This is a genomic window from Pantoea sp. Morm, assembly GCF_016643525.1.
Taxonomy (GTDB): Bacteria; Pseudomonadota; Gammaproteobacteria; order Enterobacterales; family Enterobacteriaceae; genus Pantoea; species Pantoea dispersa.
In genome coordinates this window covers 1-21,480 of record NZ_VOQX01000039.1, presented here as the reverse complement: position 1 = coordinate 21,480, position 21,480 = coordinate 1, and the positions used below count along the sequence as shown (strand labels likewise).

At 58.2% G+C, this 21,480-nt stretch carries 21 protein-coding genes; 10 read left to right on the top strand and 11 right to left on the bottom strand.

Annotation, left to right across the window (positions count from 1 at the left end; translation table 11 throughout):
• Positions 1 to 50 precede the first annotated feature (50 nt).
• Complete coding sequence (locus FT726_RS14820; RefSeq protein ID WP_346302972.1) at positions 51 to 1,322, top strand: TonB-dependent receptor; 1,272 nt, start codon at positions 51 to 53, stop codon at positions 1,320 to 1,322.
• 174 nt (positions 1,323 to 1,496) lie between these two features.
• Here FT726_RS14820 and FT726_RS14815 read toward each other — a convergent pair whose 3' ends face one another.
• From FT726_RS14815 to FT726_RS14805, 3 genes are read right to left on the bottom strand one after another with little or no spacing between them, the layout of a single operon-like run.
• Complete coding sequence (locus tag FT726_RS14815) at positions 1,497 to 2,153, bottom strand: methionine ABC transporter permease (protein ID WP_211727413.1); 657 nt, start codon at positions 2,151 to 2,153, stop codon at positions 1,497 to 1,499.
• Positions 2,134 to 3,258: a methionine ABC transporter ATP-binding protein gene (locus FT726_RS14810; protein WP_288421894.1), complete on the bottom strand. Its 1,125-nt coding sequence runs from the start codon at positions 3,256 to 3,258 to the stop codon at positions 2,134 to 2,136. Before FT726_RS14810 ends, FT726_RS14815 begins: the two co-directional genes overlap by 20 nt.
• Positions 3,259 to 3,269: 11 nt before the next feature.
• The gene (locus FT726_RS14805; RefSeq protein WP_088518052.1) at positions 3,270 to 4,097 is read right to left on the bottom strand and encodes a MetQ/NlpA family ABC transporter substrate-binding protein; all 828 of its coding nucleotides are present in this window, start codon (positions 4,095 to 4,097) and stop codon (positions 3,270 to 3,272) included.
• A gap of 212 nt (positions 4,098 to 4,309) precedes the next feature.
• On the opposite strand from FT726_RS14805, the gene FT726_RS14800 reads away from it, so the two are divergent.
• The 3 genes from FT726_RS14800 (at position 4,310) to FT726_RS14790 (ending at position 7,258) form a co-directional block, all read left to right on the top strand.
• Positions 4,310 to 4,951, top strand: a complete 642-nt coding sequence (locus FT726_RS14800; protein WP_021509768.1) for a TetR family transcriptional regulator — start codon at positions 4,310 to 4,312, stop codon at positions 4,949 to 4,951.
• Between the two features lie 78 nt (positions 4,952 to 5,029).
• Entirely contained in the window at positions 5,030 to 6,412 is a 1,383-nt protein-coding gene (locus tag FT726_RS14795) for a D-arabinono-1,4-lactone oxidase (protein ID WP_288421898.1), read from the top strand.
• Between the two features lie 18 nt (positions 6,413 to 6,430).
• Positions 6,431 to 7,258 (top strand): glycosyltransferase family 8 protein, encoded by an 828-nt coding sequence (locus tag FT726_RS14790; RefSeq protein ID WP_288421900.1) that lies wholly within the window; start codon positions 6,431 to 6,433, stop codon positions 7,256 to 7,258.
• Positions 7,259 to 7,561: 303 nt separating this feature from the next.
• On the opposite strand, the gene FT726_RS14785 is transcribed toward FT726_RS14790, so the two are convergent.
• The 3 genes from FT726_RS14785 to FT726_RS14775 form a co-directional block, all read right to left on the bottom strand.
• Positions 7,562 to 7,972 carry a type II toxin-antitoxin system HicB family antitoxin gene (locus tag FT726_RS14785; protein ID WP_058781997.1) on the bottom strand — a complete coding sequence of 137 codons (411 nt, stop codon included), beginning with the start codon at positions 7,970 to 7,972 and terminating at the stop codon, positions 7,562 to 7,564.
• A gap of 18 nt (positions 7,973 to 7,990) precedes the next feature.
• The gene (locus tag FT726_RS14780; RefSeq protein WP_288421901.1) at positions 7,991 to 8,179 is read right to left on the bottom strand and encodes a type II toxin-antitoxin system HicA family toxin; all 189 of its coding nucleotides are present in this window, start codon (positions 8,177 to 8,179) and stop codon (positions 7,991 to 7,993) included.
• A 120-nt stretch (positions 8,180 to 8,299) separates the two neighbouring features.
• Positions 8,300 to 9,322: an LLM class flavin-dependent oxidoreductase gene (locus tag FT726_RS14775; protein WP_058757329.1), complete on the bottom strand. Its 1,023-nt coding sequence runs from the start codon at positions 9,320 to 9,322 to the stop codon at positions 8,300 to 8,302.
• A gap of 217 nt (positions 9,323 to 9,539) precedes the next feature.
• Here FT726_RS14775 and FT726_RS14770 point away from each other — a divergent pair, with 217 nt between their 5' ends.
• Together FT726_RS14770 and FT726_RS14765 are read left to right on the top strand one after the other, a co-directional pair.
• Entirely contained in the window at positions 9,540 to 10,607 is a 1,068-nt protein-coding gene (locus FT726_RS14770; RefSeq protein WP_346302971.1) for a fatty acid desaturase, read from the top strand.
• Positions 10,504 to 11,289 (top strand): phosphate/phosphite/phosphonate ABC transporter substrate-binding protein, encoded by a 786-nt coding sequence (locus FT726_RS14765; protein WP_223815647.1) that lies wholly within the window; start codon positions 10,504 to 10,506, stop codon positions 11,287 to 11,289. The genes FT726_RS14770 and FT726_RS14765 overlap by 104 nt, the downstream gene beginning before the upstream one ends.
• 39 nt (positions 11,290 to 11,328) lie before the next feature.
• Here FT726_RS14765 and fusA read toward each other — a convergent pair whose 3' ends face one another.
• A complete protein-coding gene (gene fusA, locus FT726_RS14760; protein WP_346302970.1) occupies positions 11,329 to 13,428 on the bottom strand; it encodes an elongation factor G in 2,100 nt (699 codons plus the stop codon).
• Between the two features lie 211 nt (positions 13,429 to 13,639).
• Between fusA and FT726_RS14755 the strand changes: the two genes are divergently transcribed.
• On the top strand, positions 13,640 to 14,551 hold the full coding sequence (locus tag FT726_RS14755; protein WP_288421905.1) for a ketopantoate reductase family protein: 912 nt from the start codon (positions 13,640 to 13,642) through the stop codon (positions 14,549 to 14,551).
• 215 nt (positions 14,552 to 14,766) lie between these two features.
• Here the strand turns inward: FT726_RS14755 and FT726_RS14750 are convergent, their stop codons facing one another.
• Entirely contained in the window at positions 14,767 to 15,537 is a 771-nt protein-coding gene (locus FT726_RS14750; protein WP_058757325.1) for a YdcF family protein, read from the bottom strand.
• 99 nt (positions 15,538 to 15,636) lie between these two features.
• Between FT726_RS14750 and FT726_RS14745 the strand changes: the two genes are divergently transcribed.
• Entirely contained in the window at positions 15,637 to 16,704 is a 1,068-nt protein-coding gene (locus FT726_RS14745) for a LacI family DNA-binding transcriptional regulator (RefSeq protein WP_136545760.1), read from the top strand.
• A 43-nt stretch (positions 16,705 to 16,747) separates the two neighbouring features.
• Here the strand turns inward: FT726_RS14745 and tmaR are convergent, their stop codons facing one another.
• The 3 genes from tmaR to dacD all read right to left on the bottom strand — a co-directional run bounded on the left by tmaR (position 16,748) and on the right by dacD (position 19,627).
• Positions 16,748 to 17,068 carry a PTS system regulator TmaR gene (gene tmaR / locus FT726_RS14740; RefSeq protein WP_021509369.1) on the bottom strand — a complete coding sequence of 107 codons (321 nt, stop codon included), beginning with the start codon at positions 17,066 to 17,068 and terminating at the stop codon, positions 16,748 to 16,750.
• 171 nt (positions 17,069 to 17,239) lie between these two features.
• Positions 17,240 to 18,298, bottom strand: coding sequence for an FUSC family protein (locus FT726_RS14735; protein ID WP_346302969.1), 1,059 nt, complete (start codon positions 18,296 to 18,298; stop codon positions 17,240 to 17,242).
• Between the two features lie 162 nt (positions 18,299 to 18,460).
• Positions 18,461 to 19,627: a serine-type D-Ala-D-Ala carboxypeptidase DacD gene (gene dacD / locus FT726_RS14730; protein WP_288421908.1), complete on the bottom strand. Its 1,167-nt coding sequence runs from the start codon at positions 19,625 to 19,627 to the stop codon at positions 18,461 to 18,463.
• A 202-nt stretch (positions 19,628 to 19,829) separates the two neighbouring features.
• Here dacD and sbcB point away from each other — a divergent pair, with 202 nt between their 5' ends.
• Entirely contained in the window at positions 19,830 to 21,251 is a 1,422-nt protein-coding gene (gene sbcB / locus FT726_RS14725; protein WP_058757323.1) for an exodeoxyribonuclease I, read from the top strand.
• Positions 21,252 to 21,371: 120 nt separating this feature from the next.
• The coding region (locus tag FT726_RS14720) for a hypothetical protein (RefSeq protein ID WP_346302913.1) at positions 21,372 to 21,480 on the top strand (109 nt) is incomplete at its 3' end.

Here is a 21,480-nt window from a genome sequence, read left to right as displayed (position 1 = left end):
TGGCATAGTTACGCTTTCCTCAACGGGTGTGTTTATTCAGGGATCATGCAATGAGAGCACTAAAACGTGTCGGTTTACTTGCGCTGTTTTTCCCCTTCGCGCCAGCAACACTGGCTGCGACACAAAGTAATATCAGCGACTGTCATTACGATGCCAGCGGTGTAGACAGCTTCAGCGATATATTCACCTGCGGTACCGTTAGCGGCAGTTTACGTACGCTCTACTACTCCACACACAATGCCTATTTTTCCAAAGGCTTTAATCAGGACACCACCAGTTACGGCGGCAGTGTGAAATATGAAACGGCTCCCGCGTATGGTTTTCGCGCTGGCGTGAGCGCCATCTTTTTGCGGGGGATTGATCACCCGGATGAAGCGCATACCATCAGCGACATTGGTGATAATCAGACCAATATCGGGGAAGCTTATTTAAGCTGGCAACAGGATGATTTTAAAATTACTGCCGGCGATCAACGCATTAACATTCCCTTCGTCGGTGACTATGACTGGCGTATTACACCGATACTCTTCAGGGGCGTTGATGCCAATTATGGCGACAGCACCCAGTATTTGCATGCTACCAAAGTCTGGCGCTACAAGCCCTGGGGCGACGATCAGTTCCTGGATACCACGGCCTATTCGGATATCGATGAGCGCACTAACGGCATGTGGGCGATTGGTGGCGGACAGGGCACCCAGTGGGATAACAAAAAACTTACCGGACAAGTGTGGTATCAGGAATATGCTGATTATTCCCGCGTTGTCTATGGCGAAAGTCATATGCAGTGGCAGGATACATTGTTGCAGCCGGATGTGGCTCTGCAGTTTATTCGCGGTACCAGCTTAGGGAAAGCGCTGGCCGGAGAGGTCAATAGCACCTCTTACGGTGCTCAGCTCGCGCTGAGTTTCACCCCTGCATTGAACTGGAAATTGGGCTACGACCATATTGCTGCCAGCCCCAATAGCTGGGGTAACGGTTCACTGGTGGTGCCTTATGCCCACAACAGTTCATCGGGTCCCTATTTCGCCCAGCCGTTTTTCACCAGTACCCAGGATCTTGGCAGTGGCAATGCATATATGACCAACCTGAACTACGTGCTTAATGAGCATCTTTCTCTGGGTACACAATATTCGTTTATGGATTTAAAACCCTCGGCACAGTCTGCCAGCATTAATCAGTCGGAATATCTGGTGTATTTCACCTGGGCGTTTAGCGGTGTATTAAAAGGATTAAGCGTGACCGATTTTGCCGGCGTGCAGACATCGCCTCTGTACGATTCACATTTCTGGCAGAATCGTTTGAGTTTGCAATACGACTTTTAATCATTCATTCCATCAGAATTAACTGTCTTTACCTGCTGCCCAGGATGGATGAATTGCTGATTAACCCATAGGCCCCTTTAACAGGGGCCTGTTGAGTTTTTGTACAATATTCACCGCCAGCGCCTGATGCGAAGCATTTGTCTGCAGGAGAGCGTACTGGCGCAGACGTTTTTCTCAGTGCCGCCTGTCAATGCGCTGCACCAGCCGATCGCCGAGCCACTGGATACCGCACACCAGCACGATCAGTACGGCGATCACCGCCACCATCACCGCAGTGTCAAAACGCTGATAACCGTAGCGAATCGCCAGATCGCCCAGGCCGCCCGCCCCGATGGCACCCGCCATTGCCGAGGCGCCGATCAGCGCCACCAGCGTGACGACAAAACCGGAAAGAATGCCCGGCAGCGCTTCAGGAATCAGCACCTCCCAGACAATACGTAATTTGCTGGCACCCATGGCACGCACCGCATCAATCAGCCCGCGATCGACATCGCGCAGTGAAACTTCCGCTACCCGGGCAAAATACGGCGTGGCGGTGATCGATAACGGTACAATTGCGGCCCAGGTGCCCAGAGAGGTGCCGACCAGCAGACGGGTAAAGGGAATCAGCGCCACCAGCAGAATAATGAACGGCAGCGAGCGAAAGCCGTTGATCACTACGCCCAGCAGACGATTGATGCTCCGGTTTTCAGCAATGCCGCCGGGGCTGGTGGTCACCAGAATCAGTCCCAGCGGTAATCCGGCCAGCAGCGAAAACAGGCCGGCCACCGTCGTCATCAGCAGCGTTTCACCCAACGCGTTGAGCAGTAAATCAATCATCACTGGCGACATAACCGACCAACTCCACCTGTGCCTGCTGCGCACGCAGCCAGCTGAGAACCTGATACTCATCGGCAGCGTTGGCGGCCGGGAGCGCAATAAAGAAACGCACTACCGCGTAGTGCTGAATGTGGTCGATGCCCCCCTGCAGCAGGCGAAATTTACCGGGCAGAGCGCTGGCAAACTGCGTCAGCAAATCCCCCTGCGCCGCCACACCAGCAAAGTGAACGCTATAGATCGCCTCACCTTCACGCTGTTCGCTGAGCCGCGCTGCGAGATTCTCCGGCAGCTGCGGCAGCAGCCCGCGCAGCAGCGTGCGCGTCAGCGCGGATTGCGGATGGGCGAACACCTGCCACACCGGGCCCTGCTCGACAATCTCCCCGGCGTCGATGACGGCCACGCGATGCGCCACGGATTTGATCACCTCCATCTCATGCGTGATCAGCAGAATGGTGATACCAAGCTGCTGATTGAGCGATTTCAGCAGCGCGAGAATCGAGCGGGTGGTTTCCGGATCGAGCGCCGACGTGGCTTCGTCACACAGCAGCAGCGCCGGGCTGGCGGCCAGCGCACGGGCAATGCCGACGCGCTGTTTTTGTCCACCGGAGAGCGCCGCCGGATAGTGTCCGGCCTTGTCGCTCAACCCCACCAGCGCCAGCAGTTCCGCTACGCGCTGGTTGCGCTGCGCCTTTTCCATGCCGGCTATTTTCAGCGGCAGCGCCACATTCTGTGCCACGGTTTTTGCCGACAGCAGATTGAAGTGCTGAAACACCATGCCGACGCGACTGCGCACCGCCTGCAGCTGCTGTTCCGACAGACCGGTAATACGCCGCCCTTCAATCTCGATTACGCCTTCGTCGGGCTGCTCCAGCCCGTTGAGACAGCGAATCAGCGTCGATTTTCCGGCGCCGCTGCGCCCAATCAGGCCAAGGATTTCGCCTTTTTGCACCGTCAGTGAGACATTGCGCAGCGCCTGTGTCTGGCCGAAACGGCGCGACACGCCCTGCAAACGCACCACGTTGCTGTGCTGCGCCACGCGATCGCGTACTGTTGCCTCTTCGATCACGCCGCGCGCCACGGCGGTCAGGGGCACAGTGGCCTCGGAAAATAGCGTCATGGATGGGTTCCTTACCAGGCGGTTTCGCCCGTGCCTTTATAGACCTTGTCAAACACCGTTTTGACGGCATCGTTCTGGTACGATGCCACCAGGGTTTTCACCCACGGGGCGCTGGCGTTCTCTTTTTTCACCGCGATAAAGTTGTTGTACGGGTTGTCTTTCACCGGCTCCTGCGCGATACGATCCGCCGCGGTCAGACCGCTTTTCAGCGCCCAGTCGGTATTGACCACTGCCGCATCGAGATCCGGCACCGAGCGACCAATGATGCCGGAATCCAGCTCTTTGATTTTCAGGTGATGGGGATTGTCAGTGATGTCGGCCGTGGTGGCGGCAATGCCGACGCCCGGTTTGAGTTTGATCAGCCCCTGTTGCTGCAGCAGCACCAGACCGCGCGCCTCGTTCGACGGATCGTTAGGCACGCCGATTACCGCTCCGTCTTTCAGAGCGGCGGCGCTTTTCACTTTCTTCGAATAGAGACCGATCGGCCAGACGGCGGTATCGCCGACGCGCACGATATCGTAATGATTGACCTTGATTTGATTATTCAGGAACGGCTGATGCTGGAAGGCATTGGCATCCACTTCACCATTCTGTAACGCTTCGTTGGGCTGATTATAATCATTGAAAATCACGGTTTTCACCGTCAGCCCTTTCGCGGCGGCCTGCTTTATTACTTCACGCCAGACGTCTTCGTCCTCGCCGCTCATGATACCGACCTTCACCGCGGTTTTATCCGCCGCCTGCGCCACTGAAAACGGCGCGACCACGCTGCCGGCAACCAGTAACGCGCCGACGGTTAACAACAATTTATTTTTGGCTGATACAAAGCGTGTGTGCATAAATTATTTCCTGAGTGTTATTATTACGCGAGTCAAAATAAGCTGCCGTGATCGACAGATACGCGCAGTATACGCAGTTGCTTATTCCAGCATTATGATTTATCCGGGAATGCTATTCCTGAAATGAATAAAGCCATGCCGCCGCTCATCGCGCCAAAAGGCCCCGGGCGGCTGTGCTACCATGCCTGTTTGATTGACCGTTATTGAGCGCTATGTCGGATACCACACCCAAACGTAAAAATGACCCGGAAGGGTTGAAAAAACGCATCCTCGCGGGTGCGCTGCAAACCTTCGCCGAATACGGTATGCAGGGCGCGCGAATGGAGCAGATTGCTGAACTGGCACAGACCACCAAGCGCATGGTGGTGTATCACTTCATCAACAAAGAGAAGCTGTATATTGAGGTGCTGGAGCAGGTGTATCAGGCGATCCGCCAGCATGAAACCGGCCTGAATCTTACTACGCTGGAGCCGGAAGAGGCGATGATCAAACTGGTGGAAGCCAGTTTTGACTATCACGTCACGCATCCCGATTTTATGCGCCTGGTGTGTACAGAAAACCTGCTGCGCGGGCGTTACATCATGCAGTCTGAGCGCATCAAAGCGATGAACAAAAGTACCCTCGATTTGCTGGATGACATCCTGTCCCGCGGCCAGCGTCAGGGCATCTTTATCGACGGCCTGGATACCGTGGACGTACACCGCCTGCTCAGCAGTATTTGTGTGCATCACGTCTCCAACCGCTACACCTTCCACACGCTGTTTACCCCCCACGACAGTGAAGAGGACAGTATTCGCCGCAACCGTCAGCTGGCGGTGACGGCCACGCTGCGTTATATCCGCAAAGCCCCGTAATCTGCGGGTTCGCTGTGATGGTCTACGCTTGATCAAATAAACGGGACCGTGACAGACCTCAGATTAAGGAACGCTGTAGTGAAGAAAGATGCTCTCCTCTATCCGTTACGCAACACGCAACATACCGATGACACGCCTGCGCTCTGGAACTGGGCGCAGAATTCGGTAGTTGGCCAGCGCCAGCAATTGCATCAGCCGCGTAGTGAAGCCGAGCTGCAACAGCTGTTGCGCGACTCGCACGGCAAAGTGCGCGTGCTCGGCAGCCGTTTGTCGCCCGGTCGCATGCTGTGCGTACAGCCGCAGGACGTGCTGCTGGATCTCAGTGCGCTGCGCGGCATCCTCGCTCAGGATGAAGAGAGCGTAACGTTTGCCGCGGGCACGCCGCTGCAGCAGGTGTATGACAGCCTGACAAAGATGGATCGCATGCTCGCCTCTTCGCCCGGCGTGATTGCGGTGCAGACGCTGGCCGGCGCGCTGGCAACCGGCACCCACGGTCAGGGCCTGGCACAGAGTTCGCTGGCGGACGAAGCGCTGCATATCCGCATGGTGCTGGCCGATGGCAGCGTGCGCGAGTTTCAGCGCGGTGACGCCGATTTCCCGGCGGCGATGGTGTCACTTGGCGCGCTCGGCATCGTCACCGCCATTACGTTGCGCACTCAGCCATTTCGCCTGTTTACCTGCCATAAATTCGCGGCGTCTGCCGATTCACTGGAGCAGGATTTGCTGACGTGGAATGAGCAGCACGAATTCAGCAAAGCCTGGTGGTTTGTCGATGACAACCTGATGCATGTCTGGAACGCCGATGTCGCCAGTGCCGAGGACAGCCAGGCCTGGTACGACCATCAGCGCGAAGTGATTGAGCACGGCGATCAGGCCGACAGCAGCCTGAACGACACCATCGATCAGACGCTGGAACACATGCATCGCGACACGCAGATTCACGGCAAAGGCGGCAAACAGTTCCGTACCGTCACCCGATTCCGTGATTTCACCGACATCAGCGGCGATATCTACCAGCTGTTTTGTCGTGGCATTGCCGTACCGCAGATCAACGTTGAGATTGGCGTGCCGCTGGCCAAAACGCCGGAAATTATCAGCAAGATTAAAGCCTGGTACGCGCAGAATCGTCCGCACATGCACTATCCCATCATCCTGCGCTGCACCGGCGCTTCACAGGCGTGGATGAGCCCGGCGCATCAGCAACCAACCTGCTTTTTTGGTTTCGTGGTGTATTACGCGGATGACGGCTCGCTGTCGCAGGACGGACTGCATTTCCTCACCGAAGTGGAAAAACTGCTGGCGGCGGAAGGCGGACGTCCGCACTGGGGTAAATATTACGATCCGCAGCGCTATCAGTGGCGCGCCATCTATCCGCAGTGGGATGCGTTTCGTGCAGTGCGTGAACAGCTGGATCCGACGCACCGCTTTAGCAATGACTATGTCACGGCTTTGTTTGATTGAGTTTGATGGGGAGAATCTATGTACGCCTGGGTAACGCTGTTAACGCAGCCGGAATATTATGTCGGGGTGAAAGCGCTGCATCGCTCACTCAAACGCAGCGAAACGCGCTGGCCGCTAATTGTGATGGTCACCGATGCCATCGACCTGAGCATGCGCGAAGCATTACAGGCGCTGGGCTGTGTGATCCATCCGGTCCAGCCGCTGATGCCGGACACCGCGCTGGAGCAGCATTATGCCTCGGCACAGTTTGGTGAAGTATGGAGCAAGCTGCGCGCCTGGGAGCTGACCGGCTGCGAGCGCGTGGTGTTTCTTGATGCCGATATGCTGGTGCTGCGCAACATGGATGAGCTGTTTACCCTCGACCTCGGCAAGCATGCGCTGGCGGCCTGTCACGCCTGCCGCTGCAACCCGAATCAAATCGCCAGCTATCCTGACAGCTGGCAGCCGGAGCATTGTCACTACACGTGGCAGGCGCGCGGTGAGACGCCTCCCGCCGATCTTGATAACTATCTTAACGGCGGTTTTCTGGTGCTGCAGCCGGATCAGGCGGTATTCGACTGGCTGCAGCAGAAAGTGGCTGAGATTGACGACCTGCGCCGCTATCCGTTCTCCGAACAGGATTTGCTCAATGAAGTGTTTGCCGGACGCTGGCTGCCGCTGCCGTACATCTACAACGCCCTGAAAACCCTGCCGTTCCAGCATGCAGGCTTATGGCATGACGATGAGGTGAAGAATCTGCACTACATTCTCGCCAAACCGTGGAAGCGCGATCTGAACCAGCCAGAGGCGCAGCGCGACCGTTATTACGCGCTGGATAAGCTGTGGTGGGAGCTGGGTGCGGGTTAATGGCTGGTAACGGCGCGATTTATCGCGCAATGGTTGGTCGCCATAAATGGCGACCCTACAGAATCTAAAACGGGTCAAAGCCTTTGCTGAATTTCCCAGGGTGCGCATTTATGCGCACCTGGTCGCGGCGCGATTTATCGCGCAATGGTTGGTCGCCATAAATGGCGACCCTACAGAATCTAAAACGGGTCAAAGCCTTTGCTGAATTTCCCAGGGTGCGCATTTATGCGCACCTGGTAGCGGCGCGATTTATTGGGCAATGGTTGTCCGCCGCAGAACTGTCATCGTTTCGCCCTTCCTGATTTAGCGCGTTTTTGCAATGCGCTCCAGCGCAACCTGCGCCAGAAATCCTGAACGGGTTTTAAATTCCGGATGCGTCGCCACGCAACGGTCGATGCGATCAATCAGTAACTTCGGCAGAGTGACATTGATTTTTTCCGAGCCGCCCAGAATCCGGGTCACATCAACATCCACCAGCACCCACACATAACCAGCAAACTCCGCCGATTTCATCAGCGATTTAAGGTCGGAGACCGCCGGAATATCCTGGCCGAGCTCAACCATTAACTCCAGATGTCCGGTAATCGCCTCTTTGGCGTTTTTTACGGCCTCCTCCAGCGTATCTCCCGCGGAAAAACAGCCGGGTAAATCCGGCACCGTAACGCCGTACGCGGTGGTTTCATCTCCCGCTTCGATTGCGATGGGGTAAAACATAAGTGTGCCTCTTGCAAATTAATGGACGGTCAATCCAGCCTGTTTTCTGATACTTTTTACCGTTTTAATCGGCAAATCCTTTTTTGGATGCGATATCGTGACCAGGCCTTTTTTCGTCGGATGGACAAAATGATGGTGGCTACCGTTAATTCGTATCAGTTCCCAGCCGTCGGCTCTGATTTCGGCCATTAGCGATCGGCTATCCATGCGCGTGTCCTGCTACGTCCTCAAAGCAATAAAATAACCCCAATAACCCTGAAATGCAATATTCAGAGTTATTGGGGTTATTAAATTTCAATAATGGTGCGCTTCCCTGCGCACTGTGGCTTAACGCCAGCCGAGCTCTGGCGCGACGTGGGTCAGAATGCTGTCGATCACGTGCGCACAATAATCCACGCCAAGCTGATTAGGGATGGTCAGTAACAGGGTATCGGCTTCCGCAATCGCTTCATCCTGTGCCAGCTGTTTGACCAGCTGCTCCGGCTCTGCAGCATAGCTACGCCCAAAGATGGCGCGGGTTTTCTCATCGAGGAACCCGACGGAATCCTGCTCCTGTCCGCCGCGACCGAAGTAAGCGCGGTCGGTGTCGTTCATCAGGGCAAAAATACTGCGGCTGACCGACACGCGCGGCGCACGCTGATGCCCTGCCGCCTGCCACGCTTCTTTATAGGCGCGGATCTGCTTCGCCTGCTGCACATGGAACGGTTCGCCGGTCTCGTCATCCTTCAGCGTCGAACTCTGCAAATTCATCCCCAGCTGGGCTGCCCAGATCGATGTGGCGTTCGAGCCGGAGCCCCACCAGATACGCTCGCGCAGGCCTTCGGAATAGGGCTCGAGGCGCAGCAGTCCCGGTGGATTCGGGAACATCGGCTGCGGATTGGGTTTGGCAAACCCTTCGCCACGCAGCACTTCCAGCAGCTCTTCGGTGTGACGACGTCCCATATCCGCATCGGTTTCCCCTTCGCGCGGATTAAAGCCAAAGTAGCGGTAGCCTTCAATCACCTGCTCCGGCGAGCCACGGCTCAGGCCGAGCTGCAAACGGCCGTTGGCGATCAGGTCCGCTGCTCCGGCGTCTTCCGCCATATACAGCGGATTTTCGTAACGCATGTCGATCACACCGGTACCAATCTCGATGCGGCTGGTTTTGGCACCGACCGCCGCCAGCAGCGGAAACGGTGAACTCAGCTGGCGGGCAAAGTGGTGTACGCGGAAATAGGCACCGTCGGCACCCAGTTCTTCGGCGGCGACAGCCAGGTCGATCGATTGCAGCAGCACATCCTGCGCCGAACGGGTGGCCGAGTGTGGTGACGGGGTCCAGTGACCGAAAGATAAAAAGCCAATTTTTTTCATGCTAAATGCTCCTCGCGGGCCAGAACGGCGCCGGCGTCATCAATCAGAATTCGATGAGGTAAGGTTACGCCTGTGCGAAGAGGACTGATAGCCAATAGTTTTCGTGCGCATCTTCAACTTTTTTGCATAACAAAGCAATTTTCCGTCTTTGTGTTTATCACGCGTATCACGCATCGTGAGCGCATCTTTTCCCGTCTCGCTGACTGAATACATGAACATGGTCAAAGGAACCTCCGCCTACCTCAGTGCGCAACAGCGCGAAGTGGTGCATCAGCTGGCGCGCAGCTGGCTCTGGCGCAGCGAATTGCCGACCTGGCTGTTAATCATTACCGTTTATAGCGGCTGGTTCGCCAGCGTGCTGTACTGGCAAACGCTGGGCCTGCCCCTCGCCACACTGCTGCTGATCCTGTTCACCACCTGGTATTTGTCGCTGCAGCATGAGCTGATTCATGGTCATCCGACGCGCCTGCCGCGCCTTAATCAGCTGTTTGGCACGCTGCCGCTGGCGGTGTGGTATCCGTATGGTCTGTACCGGAATTCGCACCTGGCGCATCACCGCAACCACACCCTGACCGATCCGCATGATGATCCGGAAACCTATTATCTGTCGCCGGCGCACTGGGCTCGGCTCAAACCCTGGCAGCAGCGCGTTATCCATCTGCGCAACACCTTTCCGGGACGTCTGCTGCTGGGACCGCTGCTGGATATCCTCGCCACGCTGCGCGCGCTGACGCAAAGCGTGGTGCAGCGCGACGTGCCGGCGATGATGATGTGGCTGGTGCACCTGCTACTGCTGGCCGGACTTTTTTACTGGCTCAGCCTGCACGGCTTTTCCCCGCTGTGGCTGGTGCTGGCGGTGAGCTATCCGGCGCTGATGCTGACCAAGGTGCGCTCATTTTACGAACATCGTGCCGATGAGGCGCCGCTGGCGCGCTCGGTGAATAACGAAGCGGCCTGGCCGTGGCGCCTGCTGTTCCTGAATCTCAACTATCATTCTGTACATCACGATCTGCCCGGTTTACCCTGGTACGGTCTGCGCAAAGTCTATTTGCTCTACCGCGACGGCTACTATCAGCGTAATCAGGGTTTTCGCGTTGCCGGTTACGGCGAATGGATGAAGCGCTTCTGGCGTCAGCCGATCGACGTTAACGCCCACCCGGGACACCACAAGGACGCACAGAATGCACATCATCTCTTTACCGATGTACGACATCGACCACCCGAGCACGCTGGCCATGACCTCAGTGCTGACGCGGCTGCTGGCGAAGCGCGGCGTGCAGGCTGAGGTGCAGTGGCACGACGACCTGCTGCCACACTGGCGTGATGACAATCTGCTGCTGAGTCAGACCTGCGGCTATCCGCTGGTCGCGCTATTGCCTGACGTGCAACTGGTGGGCACGTTTCAGTCCAATGCGCCTGGCTGCCATGATCTGCGCTATCGCAGCTGGCTGGTGGCGCGGCAGGAAGATGAGAACCTGAGCCTCGCTGATTTCCGCGGCCGTCGCGCAGTGTGCAACAGCAATGACTCACACTCCGGATACAATTCGCTGCGCTATGTGGTCGCGCCGCTGGCCCGGGACGGCAAATTCTTCGCCACCACCCGGTTCAGCGGCAGCCACCGCCAGTCGCTGGCCGCGCTGCGCGCCGGACAGGCCGACCTCGCCGCGATTGATTGCATCACCTGGGCGCTGCTACGCAAATACCGGCCGCAGGAGCTGCAGGGCTTAGCCATCATCGGTGAAACCCCGCTGTGTGCCGCGCTGCCGCTGATAACCTCAGCGAAAACCGACAGTCTGCTGCTGGAAAAGCTGCGCAGCACGCTGTTTGAGCTGGCCAATGTGGAGGACTACAAGGATGTGATGAAGGCCAACCTGCTGGCGGGCTTTTCTGTGCCGCAGCGCGACTGGTTTGACGAGGTTAAACGCTGGGAAGATGACGCCGCCGCGCTGGGCGTGACGGCGCTGTAAATAAAGCACTAACCGGCGGCATCCCTGCCGCCAGCGGGCTTACTGAGCGCGAGCAGCGATAATCGCCTCTGCGACGTTACGCGGTGCTTCGGCGTAGTGGGCAAACTCCATGCTGTACGTGGCGCGGCCCTGCGACATTGAGCGTAGCGTGGTGGCGTAGCCAAACATCTCGGCCAGCGGCACTTCAGCACGGATAATGCGCGCGCCGAAACGCTCGTCCATGCCCTGCAGCGTGCCGCGCCGGGATGACAAATCGCCCATCACGCCGCCGGCATACTCTTCCGGCGTCTCCACTTCCACTTGCATCACCGGCTCAAGTATCACCGGATCGGCCTGCTTCGCTGCCGCTTTGAAGCCAAAGATCGCCGCCATGCGGAACGCCATCTCGGACGAGTCAACGTCGTGATAAGAGCCAAACGTCAGCGTGGCTTTGATGTCGACCACCGGATAACCGGCCAGCACGCCGCTGTTGAGCGCTTCGCGAATGCCCTTCTCCACTGAAGGAATAAATTCGCGCGGCACCACGCCGCCTTTGGTCGCGTCTTCAAAGGCGAAACCGCTTCCGGCCGCCTGCGGCTCCAGCGTCAGCACCACGTGACCATACTGGCCCTTACCGCCCGACTGACGCACGAATTTCCCTTCCACCTCGCGCACCGTTTTGCGGATGGTTTCGCGGTAGGTTACCTGCGGCCGGCCAATATTGGCTTCCACGCCAAACTCGCGTTTCAGACGGTCGACGATGATCTCCAGATGCAGTTCACCCATGCCGGAGATGATGGTCTGACCGGACTCCTCATCGGTGTGCAGCCGGAACGACGGATCCTCTGCCGCCAGCCGCTGCAGCGCCAGCCCCATTTTTTCCTGATCGCCTTTGGTCTTTGGCTCAATCGACAGCGAAATCACCGGATCGGGAAATTCCATGCGCTCCAGCGTGATTACCGCATTAGGATCGCACAGCGTTTCGCCGGTGGTGACCTCTTTCAGCCCGACGCAGGCGGCAATATCGCCGGCGCGGATCTCATCAATTTCGATGCGATCGTTAGCCTGCATCTGCACGATGCGGCCAATGCGCTCTTTACGCCCTTTTACCGCGTTCCACACGCTGTCACCCTTGCGCAGCACGCCAGAATAGACGCGCACAAAGGTCAGCTGACCGACATAAGGATCGCTCATCAGCTTGAACGCCAGCGCCGAGAAAGGTTCCTCATCGTCAGCATGGCGTTCGTCGTGTTCGCCGCGCTCGTTGATGCCGGCGACCGCCGGCACGTCGAGCGGTGAAGGCATCAGTTCGATGACCGCATCGAGCATGCGCTGCACCCCTTTGTTTTTAAACGCGCTGCCGCACAGCATCGGCTGGATTTCGCCCGCCAGCGTGCGCTGCCGCAGCCCGGCAATCACCTCGTCTTCACTGAGATCGCCCTGCTCCAGATAGCGATCCATCAGCGCTTCGCTGGCTTCTGCCGCTGCTGCCACCATGTTTTCCCGCCACTCCGCCGCCTGCGCCTGCAGCGCGTCCGGAATCGGCGCATAGCTAAAGCTCATGCCCTGGCTGGCGTCGTCCCAGTAGATGGCGCGCATTTTGTTGAGATCGATGACCCCGCTGAACTGCTCTTCAGCGCCGATGGGAATGACAATCGGCACCGGATGCGCCTGCAGGCGATCTTTCATCATCTGCACCACGCGGAAAAAGTCCGCGCCCTGGCGGTCCATCTTGTTGACGAACGCAATTCGCGGCACGTGGTATTTATTCGCCTGCCGCCACACGGTTTCTGACTGCGGCTGAACGCCACCGACCGCGTCGTACACCATCACGGCACCATCCAGCACGCGCATTGAGCGTTCCACTTCAATGGTGAAGTCAACGTGTCCGGGCGTATCAATGATGTTGATACGGTGCGGCGTGAAGCTGCCGTCCATGCCCGGCCAGTAGCAGCTGACCGCCGCCGAGGTGATGGTAATGCCGCGCTCCTGCTCCTGCGCCATCCAGTCGGTGGTTGCCGCGCCATCGTGCACTTCACCCAGCTTGTGGCTCATTCCGGTGTAAAACAGGATGCGCTCAGTGGTGGTGGTTTTACCGGCATCGATGTGCGCGGAGATGCCGATGTTGCGATAACGTTCGATGGGGAGGGGTCGGGGCATGATGCGTCCTTAGTCTGTTGACGAAAAAAACCGGCAGGCACCATTGCCCGCCGCTGTGCCCCAGCATAAACCCATTGTACGAATGAATACGAACAGTTTGAGCTTTTTTTGCTCATCGCTGAGATTGTCACGGTTTTCCGCATTTGCGGTGTGGCGCAGTGACGCGCAGCGCTTTAAGGTAAGGCTTTCATGCTTAACGGGAAAACAGTCCATGCGTATTCTGATTGTGGGAGCCGGTGCCACCGGCGGGTACTTTGGCGCGCGCCTGGCGCAGGCCGGCCGTGATGTGACCTTTCTGGTGCGCGAGCGCCGCCAGCAGCAGCTGCAACAGACCGGACTGGTGCTGCAAACACCGGAAGGCAGCACGGTGCTGCAGCCGCAGCTGGCGCTGGCCTCGACGCTGACTGGTGATTACGATCTGATTATCCTGACGGTGAAAAGCTTTGCGCTGGAACAGGCGATTGAAGACATCGCCCCGGCGGTCGGGCCGCAAACGCTGATCATGCCGATCCTCAATGGTATGCGTCACATTGATACGCTGCGCGCACGTTTCGGTGACAAGGTGATTGGCGGGCTGTGTAAGATTCACGCCACGCTGGGCGAGCACGGCGAAGTGATGCAGCTGTCGCCGCTGCACGTGCTTTACTACGGCGCGCTGGACGGCAACAACGATGCCCGTCTGGCGCGCGTGGATGCCGCGCTGCGTGACGCGCAGTTTGACAGCGTGTTCGCCGATAACATTATCAGTGAGCTGTGGGAGAAGTGGCTGCTGCTGAGCACGCTGGGTGCGGTGTGTTGTGTGGCGCGCGGCAATACGCAGCACATCCTGCGTTCAGCCGGTGGTGAAGCGCTGCTACAGGGCATTTTCGCCGAGGTGCTGGCGGTGATCACCGCTGATGGCTACCAACAGCGTCCGGCCGTGACGGCGAAGATTTATGAGACGCTGAACAATCCTGATGCGGCGATGACCTCATCCATGTACCGCGATTTAACCCAGGGCTATGATATCGAAGCCGATCAGATCATCGGCGATTTGCTGGTGCGCGGCGCGCGCCATGCGGTGGCGACGCCGTTGCTGAACGCGGTGTATGTGAACTTGCAGGTGTATTTGCAGACGCGGTGATCGGTCCGGTGCGTGGCGTGCCAGGTGCGCATGAATGCGCCCCCTGTTATTTGTGCGACATGTCATTGCGGCACCAGCCAGTCGCACAAACCGTAGCGGCGCAATTTATCGCGCAATGTGCATTTCCGCATCGCGGCCGGTTGCGCAATAAATTGCGCCGCTACGGATAGTGCAAAATATTATTTTACTCAATCACATATGCTTTTGGTGACGGCTTAACCCAACCGCGACTGCACGCCGGGCAGCTGCATCAGGCGCTGCCAGGCTGCTTCGACCGCGTCGGGTACATCAACGTGACCGAAGAACCCCTTGCCGTTCGGGCCATAGCCGCTGGCGTCGTCACGCAGGCGCTGCACCTCGCCCATCAGCAGCGACAGAAAACGCTCCACTGACCACAACCCCTGCGGCGGCGCGCCAACGATGCGCAGCATGCCCGCATCCATCATCACCTGCGGCACAAACACCGGCCAGCTGATGAATTCCGGCGCATGCTCACGATCGCGCCACTGCCAGCGGAAGGTTTCCCAGCTGCGGCGCTGCATCAACGGATCCTGCACCAGCAGCACGCGCTGCGGCTGCCACTGCTGCTCATCCAGCAGGCGCTGGCTTAAGGCGGCGTTTTCGCCACAGTTGCGCGAGGCGGTTTCCAGCAGCAGCTGATCGTCAGGCAGCTCAGCGAACACGCGCGCCATCTCGCCCAGCAGCTGTGCTTCGCCCTTGCCGGCGGTGTCGATCTGGCGATAGAGCGGATGGCTGGCAATCATCGCGGCCAGCAGCGCGGTTGAGTGACCGATGCCGCCGCTGATCAGCAACGGCAGCTGATATTTCTTCGCCAGCGCAATCACCGCTTCGACGTTCGGCAGCACCGCATGTCCGGCAAGTATGGCTAAATCGACCTCCAGCGTACCGTCCTTTGGCAGCTGATCGAGCGCCAGCCAGGCGGCAATGGTGTTGATATCCTGAATTTGATGGTCATTGAGCTGCATCACTTTCTCCTTGCGTTATCACTGGCAGTGTAACGCCTTAATACCGCGACGGCAGGGAAAAATTTGCTACACTCGCCGCATTCTCATCAGGAGGGATCAATGACAGCGCGTTCCGTAACGCTTGACGATGTCGCCCGGCTGGCTGGCGTCTCCTATCAAACGGTTTCCCGGGTGCTGAACCATTCGGCGCAGGTGTCACCCCGCACCCGCGCGCGGGTGGAAGCCGCGATGCAGCAGCTCAGCTACGTGCCAAACCGGGTCGCGCAGCAGCTGGCCGGCAAGGCCACGCGCACGCTCGGGCTGGCGACCAGCGATCTGGCGCTGATGGCGCCGGCGCAGATTGCTTCGGCGATTCAGCAGCGCGCGGCGGCGCAGGGCTATCATCTGGTGATCGCCATGGCCAATGCCACCAGCCACGCGCAGGACACGGTGCATGAATTGCTGGCGCAGCGCGTCGATGCTCTGCTGATCAACCTGCCGCTGGATGCCGCGCAGGCGGCGCAGATTCAGCAGCAATGCGGCAGCAAACCGACGCTGTTTCTGGATGTGGAGCGCAGCGCGGTCGTGGCGCAGTGTCAGTACCGGAGCACCAGCGGTGCGCAGCAGGCGGTGGATCATCTGGTGGCGCTCGGCCACCGGCAGATTGGCGTGCTGAACGGGCCTGCCAGCTCCGCGTCAGCCCGGGCGCGATTTAGCGCCTGGCAACAGGCGCTGGCGCGTCATCAGCTGGTGCCGCACTGCGTACTGAGCGGCGACTGGAGCGCAGCGTCCGGCTACCAGGCGCTGCTGACCCGGCTGCCCGACCAGCTGCCGCAGGCGCTGCTGGTGGCTAACGATCAAATGGCGCTGGGGGCTATGCGCGCGCTGCATCAGCATGGCGTACAAATTCCGGCGGAGATGTCGATCATCGGTTACGACGATACGGCGGAGAGCGCGTGGTATCAGCCACCGCTGACCACGGTGCGCCAGGATTTACAGCAGTTAGGCACAGTGAGCGTCGATCGTCTGCTGGCGCAGCTGGAGGGAGAGATACCGGACAGTCAGCCGCTGGAGACCGAGCTGGTCCTGCGCGCCACCACAGCGGCGCCGTTGCAGCAGCAGGTGGATGTGGCGGAGATTGCGCAGCAGTTACAGCAGCTGGCGCGGGCATTAAAAAGGTCGCCATAAATGGCGACCCTGGAGCAAAACGCGGCTATCAAGCCCGTGAGGCTTACTGCCCTTTTGGTTCGCCCATCGCTTTGAGCTTTTTCGACAGCTCGCGACGCTCTTTCGACAGATCGGCGTTTTTGATGATGTACTCGTCTACGCGATCTTCATAATCCACGCGCATGCTGGCGATGATTTCCTGAATCGCTTCCACGCTCATACCAGGTTTGATGTACTCGCTCAGGTTGTCCAGCAGCAACACACGTTTCTGGTTATCACGGATTTTCTTTTCGTTGTCCGTAATTTCGCGCTGCAGTTTGTTTTTACGACGAAACATACGCACAAACTCCAGTACGTCCTGAAATGATTGCTTGGCATTTTCCATGTTGGCACCTTTCTTGTGGCCTGCCGCGGCAGGCAAAATAGTCATAAACCGGGAAGACATTTAGCTTAGCGGCTTATAAGCCGGGTTCGCAATTTTCACCGCTAAATTCGGACTGGCACTTATCTTAGCGCAAAGAAAGGGCAATTCGCACTAAGTCATTGCCTGAGAAAACTATTTGCGCAGCGCCAGACGCACCAGGTCTGTCATGCGCTCCAGCTGACGCGCCTGCTCCAGACTCAGCCAGACGTAACCGTAAATCGCGGTGGTCTCCAGCCGCGCGCTGCCGTTGGCGATCAGCGCTTCCAGCTCCTGGGTAATGGCTTCCAGCTCGTGGCTGTTGGCAATCACCTGTTCGGTCTCGCCTTTCACCATCAGCGCCGCCAGCGCGTTCAGGGTGTTCTCGGTCATCTGCTGCGTGCGGCGTAGCGTCGGCGCGTTAAGCAAAATCAGATGGCTCTCGCGCGACGCCCACCAGGCTTCAATCTGCATCTGCATGGTGTTAACCATATTACGGTTAATGGTCTGAATGGCTTCAAACACCGATTTAGGGATACGCGTCTCTTTGCTCGCCGGCTCCAGCAGCGCGCGCATTTTGATCACGCTGGTGAGCAGCTTCTGGAAGCGCGGATTGAGGCGCGGCTTCTCCACCAGATTGGCAGAAAAGCCAGCGTGATGAATCTTCGCCATGTTGATAAAGGCGTCCGACAGCTGAATGCGCCAGTGAGTGTAGGCGCGCTGCGCCCAGATGGCGCTGAACAGCAAGGCCATCAGCGAGCCGAGAATCACATCGCCGCCGCGCCACAGCGCCACGGTGAAATCGCCGGCCGGCGCGCCGACCACCACGCCGAGCGTGATGCCGATCAGCAGTGCCATATACGGGTGTTTGCCCAGCGTCAGATAGCCGCAGACGATCATCACGATAAAGCACCACACCAGAATCAGCGGCAGTGACAGCAGCTCCAGCTTCAGCGCGATCAGCCCTGATATCAGCCCGGCAAAGGTACCGCTGATACGCTGCACCACGCGCGGCAAAACATTGCCCCAGGTGGAGATCGGTCCCATCACCACCACCAGCGTGATCAGCGGCCAGGTGCCTTCCGGAATATCGGTGAGACGGACAAACAGAAAGCACAGCACAAAGGCGATAGCGATGCGTACGCCGTGCACGGCGCGGTAGTGGCGGTAAAACCAGAACTCAATCGGAGAGATGGGCTTGTCAGCGCGTAACATGGTGGTCCGGGTGCGATAAAAATTTGCGCGCTATGTTACCCTGGCACAGCACGAACATTGAGGGGCTGGCGCAACTTTTTGCGCAATAATACAACTGCGCTACATCTTGTTTTCTCAGTGCACACAAGGATGTAACGCAGCGGTTGCTTATTGCCCGACGGCTTACAGTTTCTGTTTCACGTAATCGCTGATGCGCGTGATGATGCCTGCTTCATCGACCGACTGCAGCGCGTACAGCGGATAGCTGGCCAGCTGCTTGTCTTTATCCAGCACCTGAATTTCGCCCACCTGCTCGCCGGCTTTGAGTGGCGCTTCGAGGTCTTTACGATTGATCACATACTTCGCCATTACGTTCGACACTTCGCTGCGCGGCAGTGACAGATAGATATCTTCGGTGGTACCGACGTCCACTTTGTGCGGGTTGCCGTACCAGACGTTTTCGCTGCCGATCTTTTTCCCGGCGTGGAACAGCTGCACGGTGTCGAAGTTGTTCTGTCCCCACACCAGCAGTTTACGCGCCTGCTCTTCACGTCCCTTCGAACTTTTCCCGCCCATGATCACCGCAATCAGACGATGGCGACCGACAATGTTCGAGGCGACGATGTTGAACCCGGCGCTCTCGGTGTGGCCGGTTTTCATGCCGTCGACGTGCAGATTCTGATCCCACAGCAGGCCGTTACGGTTGTTCTGGGTAATGCCGTTGAAGCTGAGGGTTTTCTCGCTATACATGGCATAGAAATCCTGCTCACCGTTGATGATGGCGCGTGACAGCACCGCCAGATCGCGCGCGGTGGTGTGCTGCCCCGGCGCATCGAGACCGTGCACGGTTTCGAAGTGGGTGTGCGTCAGACCGAGCTTCTGCACGTAGCTGTTCATCATGTTGACGAAGCTCTCCTGACTGCCGGCCACATAGTCGGCCAGCGCCACGCAGGCGTCGTTGCCGGAATCGATGATCACGCCGCGCATCAGGTCGCGCACGGTGACTTTATCGCCCGGCTTAAGAAACATCAGCGACGAGCCTTTAAACACCGGATTGCCGGCGGCCCACGCGTCTTTACCCACCGTGACCACATCGTCACGGGTGATTTTCTTCTGATCGACCGCGCGGTCGACGACATAACCGGTCATCAGTTTGGTCAGGCTGGCCGGGTTGCGCTCCGCATCCGGGTTGCCTGCGGTGAGGATCTGCCCGGTGGTGGCGTCCATCAGCACCCAGGACGCGGCATCAATAGCCGGCGGCGTCAGGGGAAACGGCATGCTGTCATCCGCGTGCGCCAGCGATGTCCAAACAATCATTCCAGATACAGTTACCAACAGACGCCTTTTCAACACTTCTTCCTCAACATCAAATAAATGAATTTACCGCCGCACGTTTTACGGCAAATAGCACTTTGATATCTGAATAAATTGAAAAAAAGTATGAACCGCGGACAAATGCTGCGCGCCCGCTCGCAGCGATGGCGATCGAGGTTGTGCTGTACCGGGCTGACGACTATTCTGTGCGTTGATTTTCCATAGCCAGGATAACGCCGTGCCCGCCTCTGAGTTCACTTTTCTGTTCCACGATTATGAAACCTTCGGCAAAAGCCCGTCGCTGGATCGTCCGGCGCAATTTGCAGGCCTGCGCACCGACAAAGCCTTTAACGCCGTAGGCGAACCGCAGGTGTTTTACTGCCAGCTCGCGGACGATTACCTGCCGCAGCCGGAAGCGGTAATGATCACCGGTATCACGCCGCAGGTGGCCAACGCGCGCGGCGTGCCGGAAGTGGAGTTTGCTCAGCGCATTCACGCGCTGTTCAGCGAACCGCAGACCTGTGTGATCGGTTACAACAACGTGCGCTTCGATGACGAAGTGACGCGCAATATCTTCTACCGCAACTTTATCGACCCGTATGGCTGGAGCTGGCAGAACGGCAATTCGCGCTGGGATCTGCTCGACGTGATGCGCGCCTGCTATGCGCTGCGCCCGGAAGGCATCGTCTGGCCGGAGAACGACGACGGTTTCCCGAGCTTTAAGCTGGAGCATCTCACCCAGGCTAACGGCGTGGCACACGAACAGGCGCACGATGCGATGTCCGATGTGTACGCCACGCTGGCGATGGCAAAGCTGGTGCAGGAGAAGCAGCCGAAGCTGTTTGAGTTTCTGTTTACCCATCGCAACAAGCAGAAACTGATGACGCTGATTGATATTCCGCAGATGAAGCCGCTGGTGCACGTTTCCGGCATGTTCGGCGCAGCGCGCGGTAATACCAGCTGGATTGTGCCGCTGGCATGGCATCCGGATAACAAAAACGCGCTGATCGTGGCCGATCTGGCCGGCGACATGACGCCGCTGCTGACGCTGTCGCCGGATGAGTTGCGCGAGCGGCTGTATACGCGACACAGCGATCTGGGCGATTTGCCGGCGGTGCCGATCAAGCTGGTGCACATCAATAAGTGCCCGGTTCTGGCCCCGGCCAATACATTGCGCCCGGAAGATGCCGAACGGCTGGGTATCGATCGTCAGCACTGTCTGGCGAATCTGGCCCTGCTGCGCCAGCATGCCGAAGTGCGGGAAAATGTGGTGACGCTGTTTGCCGAAGCGGAGCCGTTCACGCCGTCGGAGGATGTCGATGCGCAGCTGTATGACGGCTTCTTCAGCGACGCCGATCGCGCCGGTATGAACATCCTGCGCCAGACGCCGCCGCAGAACCTGCCGGCGCTCGATTTGACCTTTGAGGATAAACGTATCGCGAAGCTGCTGTTCCGCTATCGCGCCCGCAACTTCCCCGGCACGCTGGATGATAAAGAGCAGCAGCGCTGGCTGCAGCATCGCCGCGAGCAGCTTAATGCGGAGCGGGTACAGGCGTTTTTGCTGGAGCTGGAGTCGCTGGCCAGTTTGCATGAGGGCGATGCAGAGAAGATGGCGCAGCTGAAGGCGCTGTATTTGTATGCGCAGGAGCTGGTGTCGTAGCAGGGTTTCGTGCGGGCTGATGCCCTCACCCCGGCCCTCTCGCTGTACAGTCCGGGGACATCGTGAACACTTGTTCGGGGACATGGTAGACACTTACAACTAAGGCATAAGAACCCGTTTATGGAGTCGCTTATGCCCTGGGATGCGAGAGATACCATGTCATTACGTACTGAGTTTGTTCTGTTCGCCTCGCAAGACGGGGCGAACATCCGCGAGCTGTGCCGCCGCT

What these genes read in the sequence shown, in the direction of transcription:
- FT726_RS14750 (WP_058757325.1), bottom strand. Translation starts at nt 15,537, where the DNA reads ATGCAGCTCAATGACCATCAAATTCAGGATATCAACACCATTGCCGCC.
- FT726_RS14770 (WP_346302971.1), top strand. Translation starts at nt 9,540, where the DNA reads ATGGTCAAAGGAACCTCCGCCTACCTCAGTGCGCAACAGCGCGAAGTG.
- FT726_RS14815 (WP_211727413.1), bottom strand. Translation starts at nt 2,153, where the DNA reads ATGTCGCCAGTGATGATTGATTTACTGCTCAACGCGTTGGGTGAAACG.
- FT726_RS14775 (WP_058757329.1), bottom strand. Translation starts at nt 9,322, where the DNA reads ATGAAAAAAATTGGCTTTTTATCTTTCGGTCACTGGACCCCGTCACCA.
- tmaR (WP_021509369.1), bottom strand. Translation starts at nt 17,068, where the DNA reads ATGGAAAATGCCAAGCAATCATTTCAGGACGTACTGGAGTTTGTGCGT.
- FT726_RS14780 (WP_288421901.1), bottom strand. Translation starts at nt 8,179, where the DNA reads ATGGATAGCCGATCGCTAATGGCCGAAATCAGAGCCGACGGCTGGGAA.
- FT726_RS14755 (WP_288421905.1), top strand. Translation starts at nt 13,640, where the DNA reads ATGCGTATTCTGATTGTGGGAGCCGGTGCCACCGGCGGGTACTTTGGC.
- FT726_RS14820 (WP_346302972.1), top strand. Translation starts at nt 51, where the DNA reads ATGAGAGCACTAAAACGTGTCGGTTTACTTGCGCTGTTTTTCCCCTTC.
- FT726_RS14745 (WP_136545760.1), top strand. Translation starts at nt 15,637, where the DNA reads ATGACAGCGCGTTCCGTAACGCTTGACGATGTCGCCCGGCTGGCTGGC.
- FT726_RS14810 (WP_288421894.1), bottom strand. Translation starts at nt 3,258, where the DNA reads ATGACGCTATTTTCCGAGGCCACTGTGCCCCTGACCGCCGTGGCGCGC.
- FT726_RS14800 (WP_021509768.1), top strand. Translation starts at nt 4,310, where the DNA reads ATGTCGGATACCACACCCAAACGTAAAAATGACCCGGAAGGGTTGAAA.
- fusA (WP_346302970.1), bottom strand. Translation starts at nt 13,428, where the DNA reads ATGCCCCGACCCCTCCCCATCGAACGTTATCGCAACATCGGCATCTCC.
- FT726_RS14790 (WP_288421900.1), top strand. Translation starts at nt 6,431, where the DNA reads ATGTACGCCTGGGTAACGCTGTTAACGCAGCCGGAATATTATGTCGGG.
- FT726_RS14735 (WP_346302969.1), bottom strand. Translation starts at nt 18,298, where the DNA reads ATGTTACGCGCTGACAAGCCCATCTCTCCGATTGAGTTCTGGTTTTAC.
- FT726_RS14805 (WP_088518052.1), bottom strand. Translation starts at nt 4,097, where the DNA reads ATGCACACACGCTTTGTATCAGCCAAAAATAAATTGTTGTTAACCGTC.
- FT726_RS14785 (WP_058781997.1), bottom strand. Translation starts at nt 7,972, where the DNA reads ATGTTTTACCCCATCGCAATCGAAGCGGGAGATGAAACCACCGCGTAC.
- FT726_RS14765 (WP_223815647.1), top strand. Translation starts at nt 10,504, where the DNA reads ATGCACATCATCTCTTTACCGATGTACGACATCGACCACCCGAGCACG.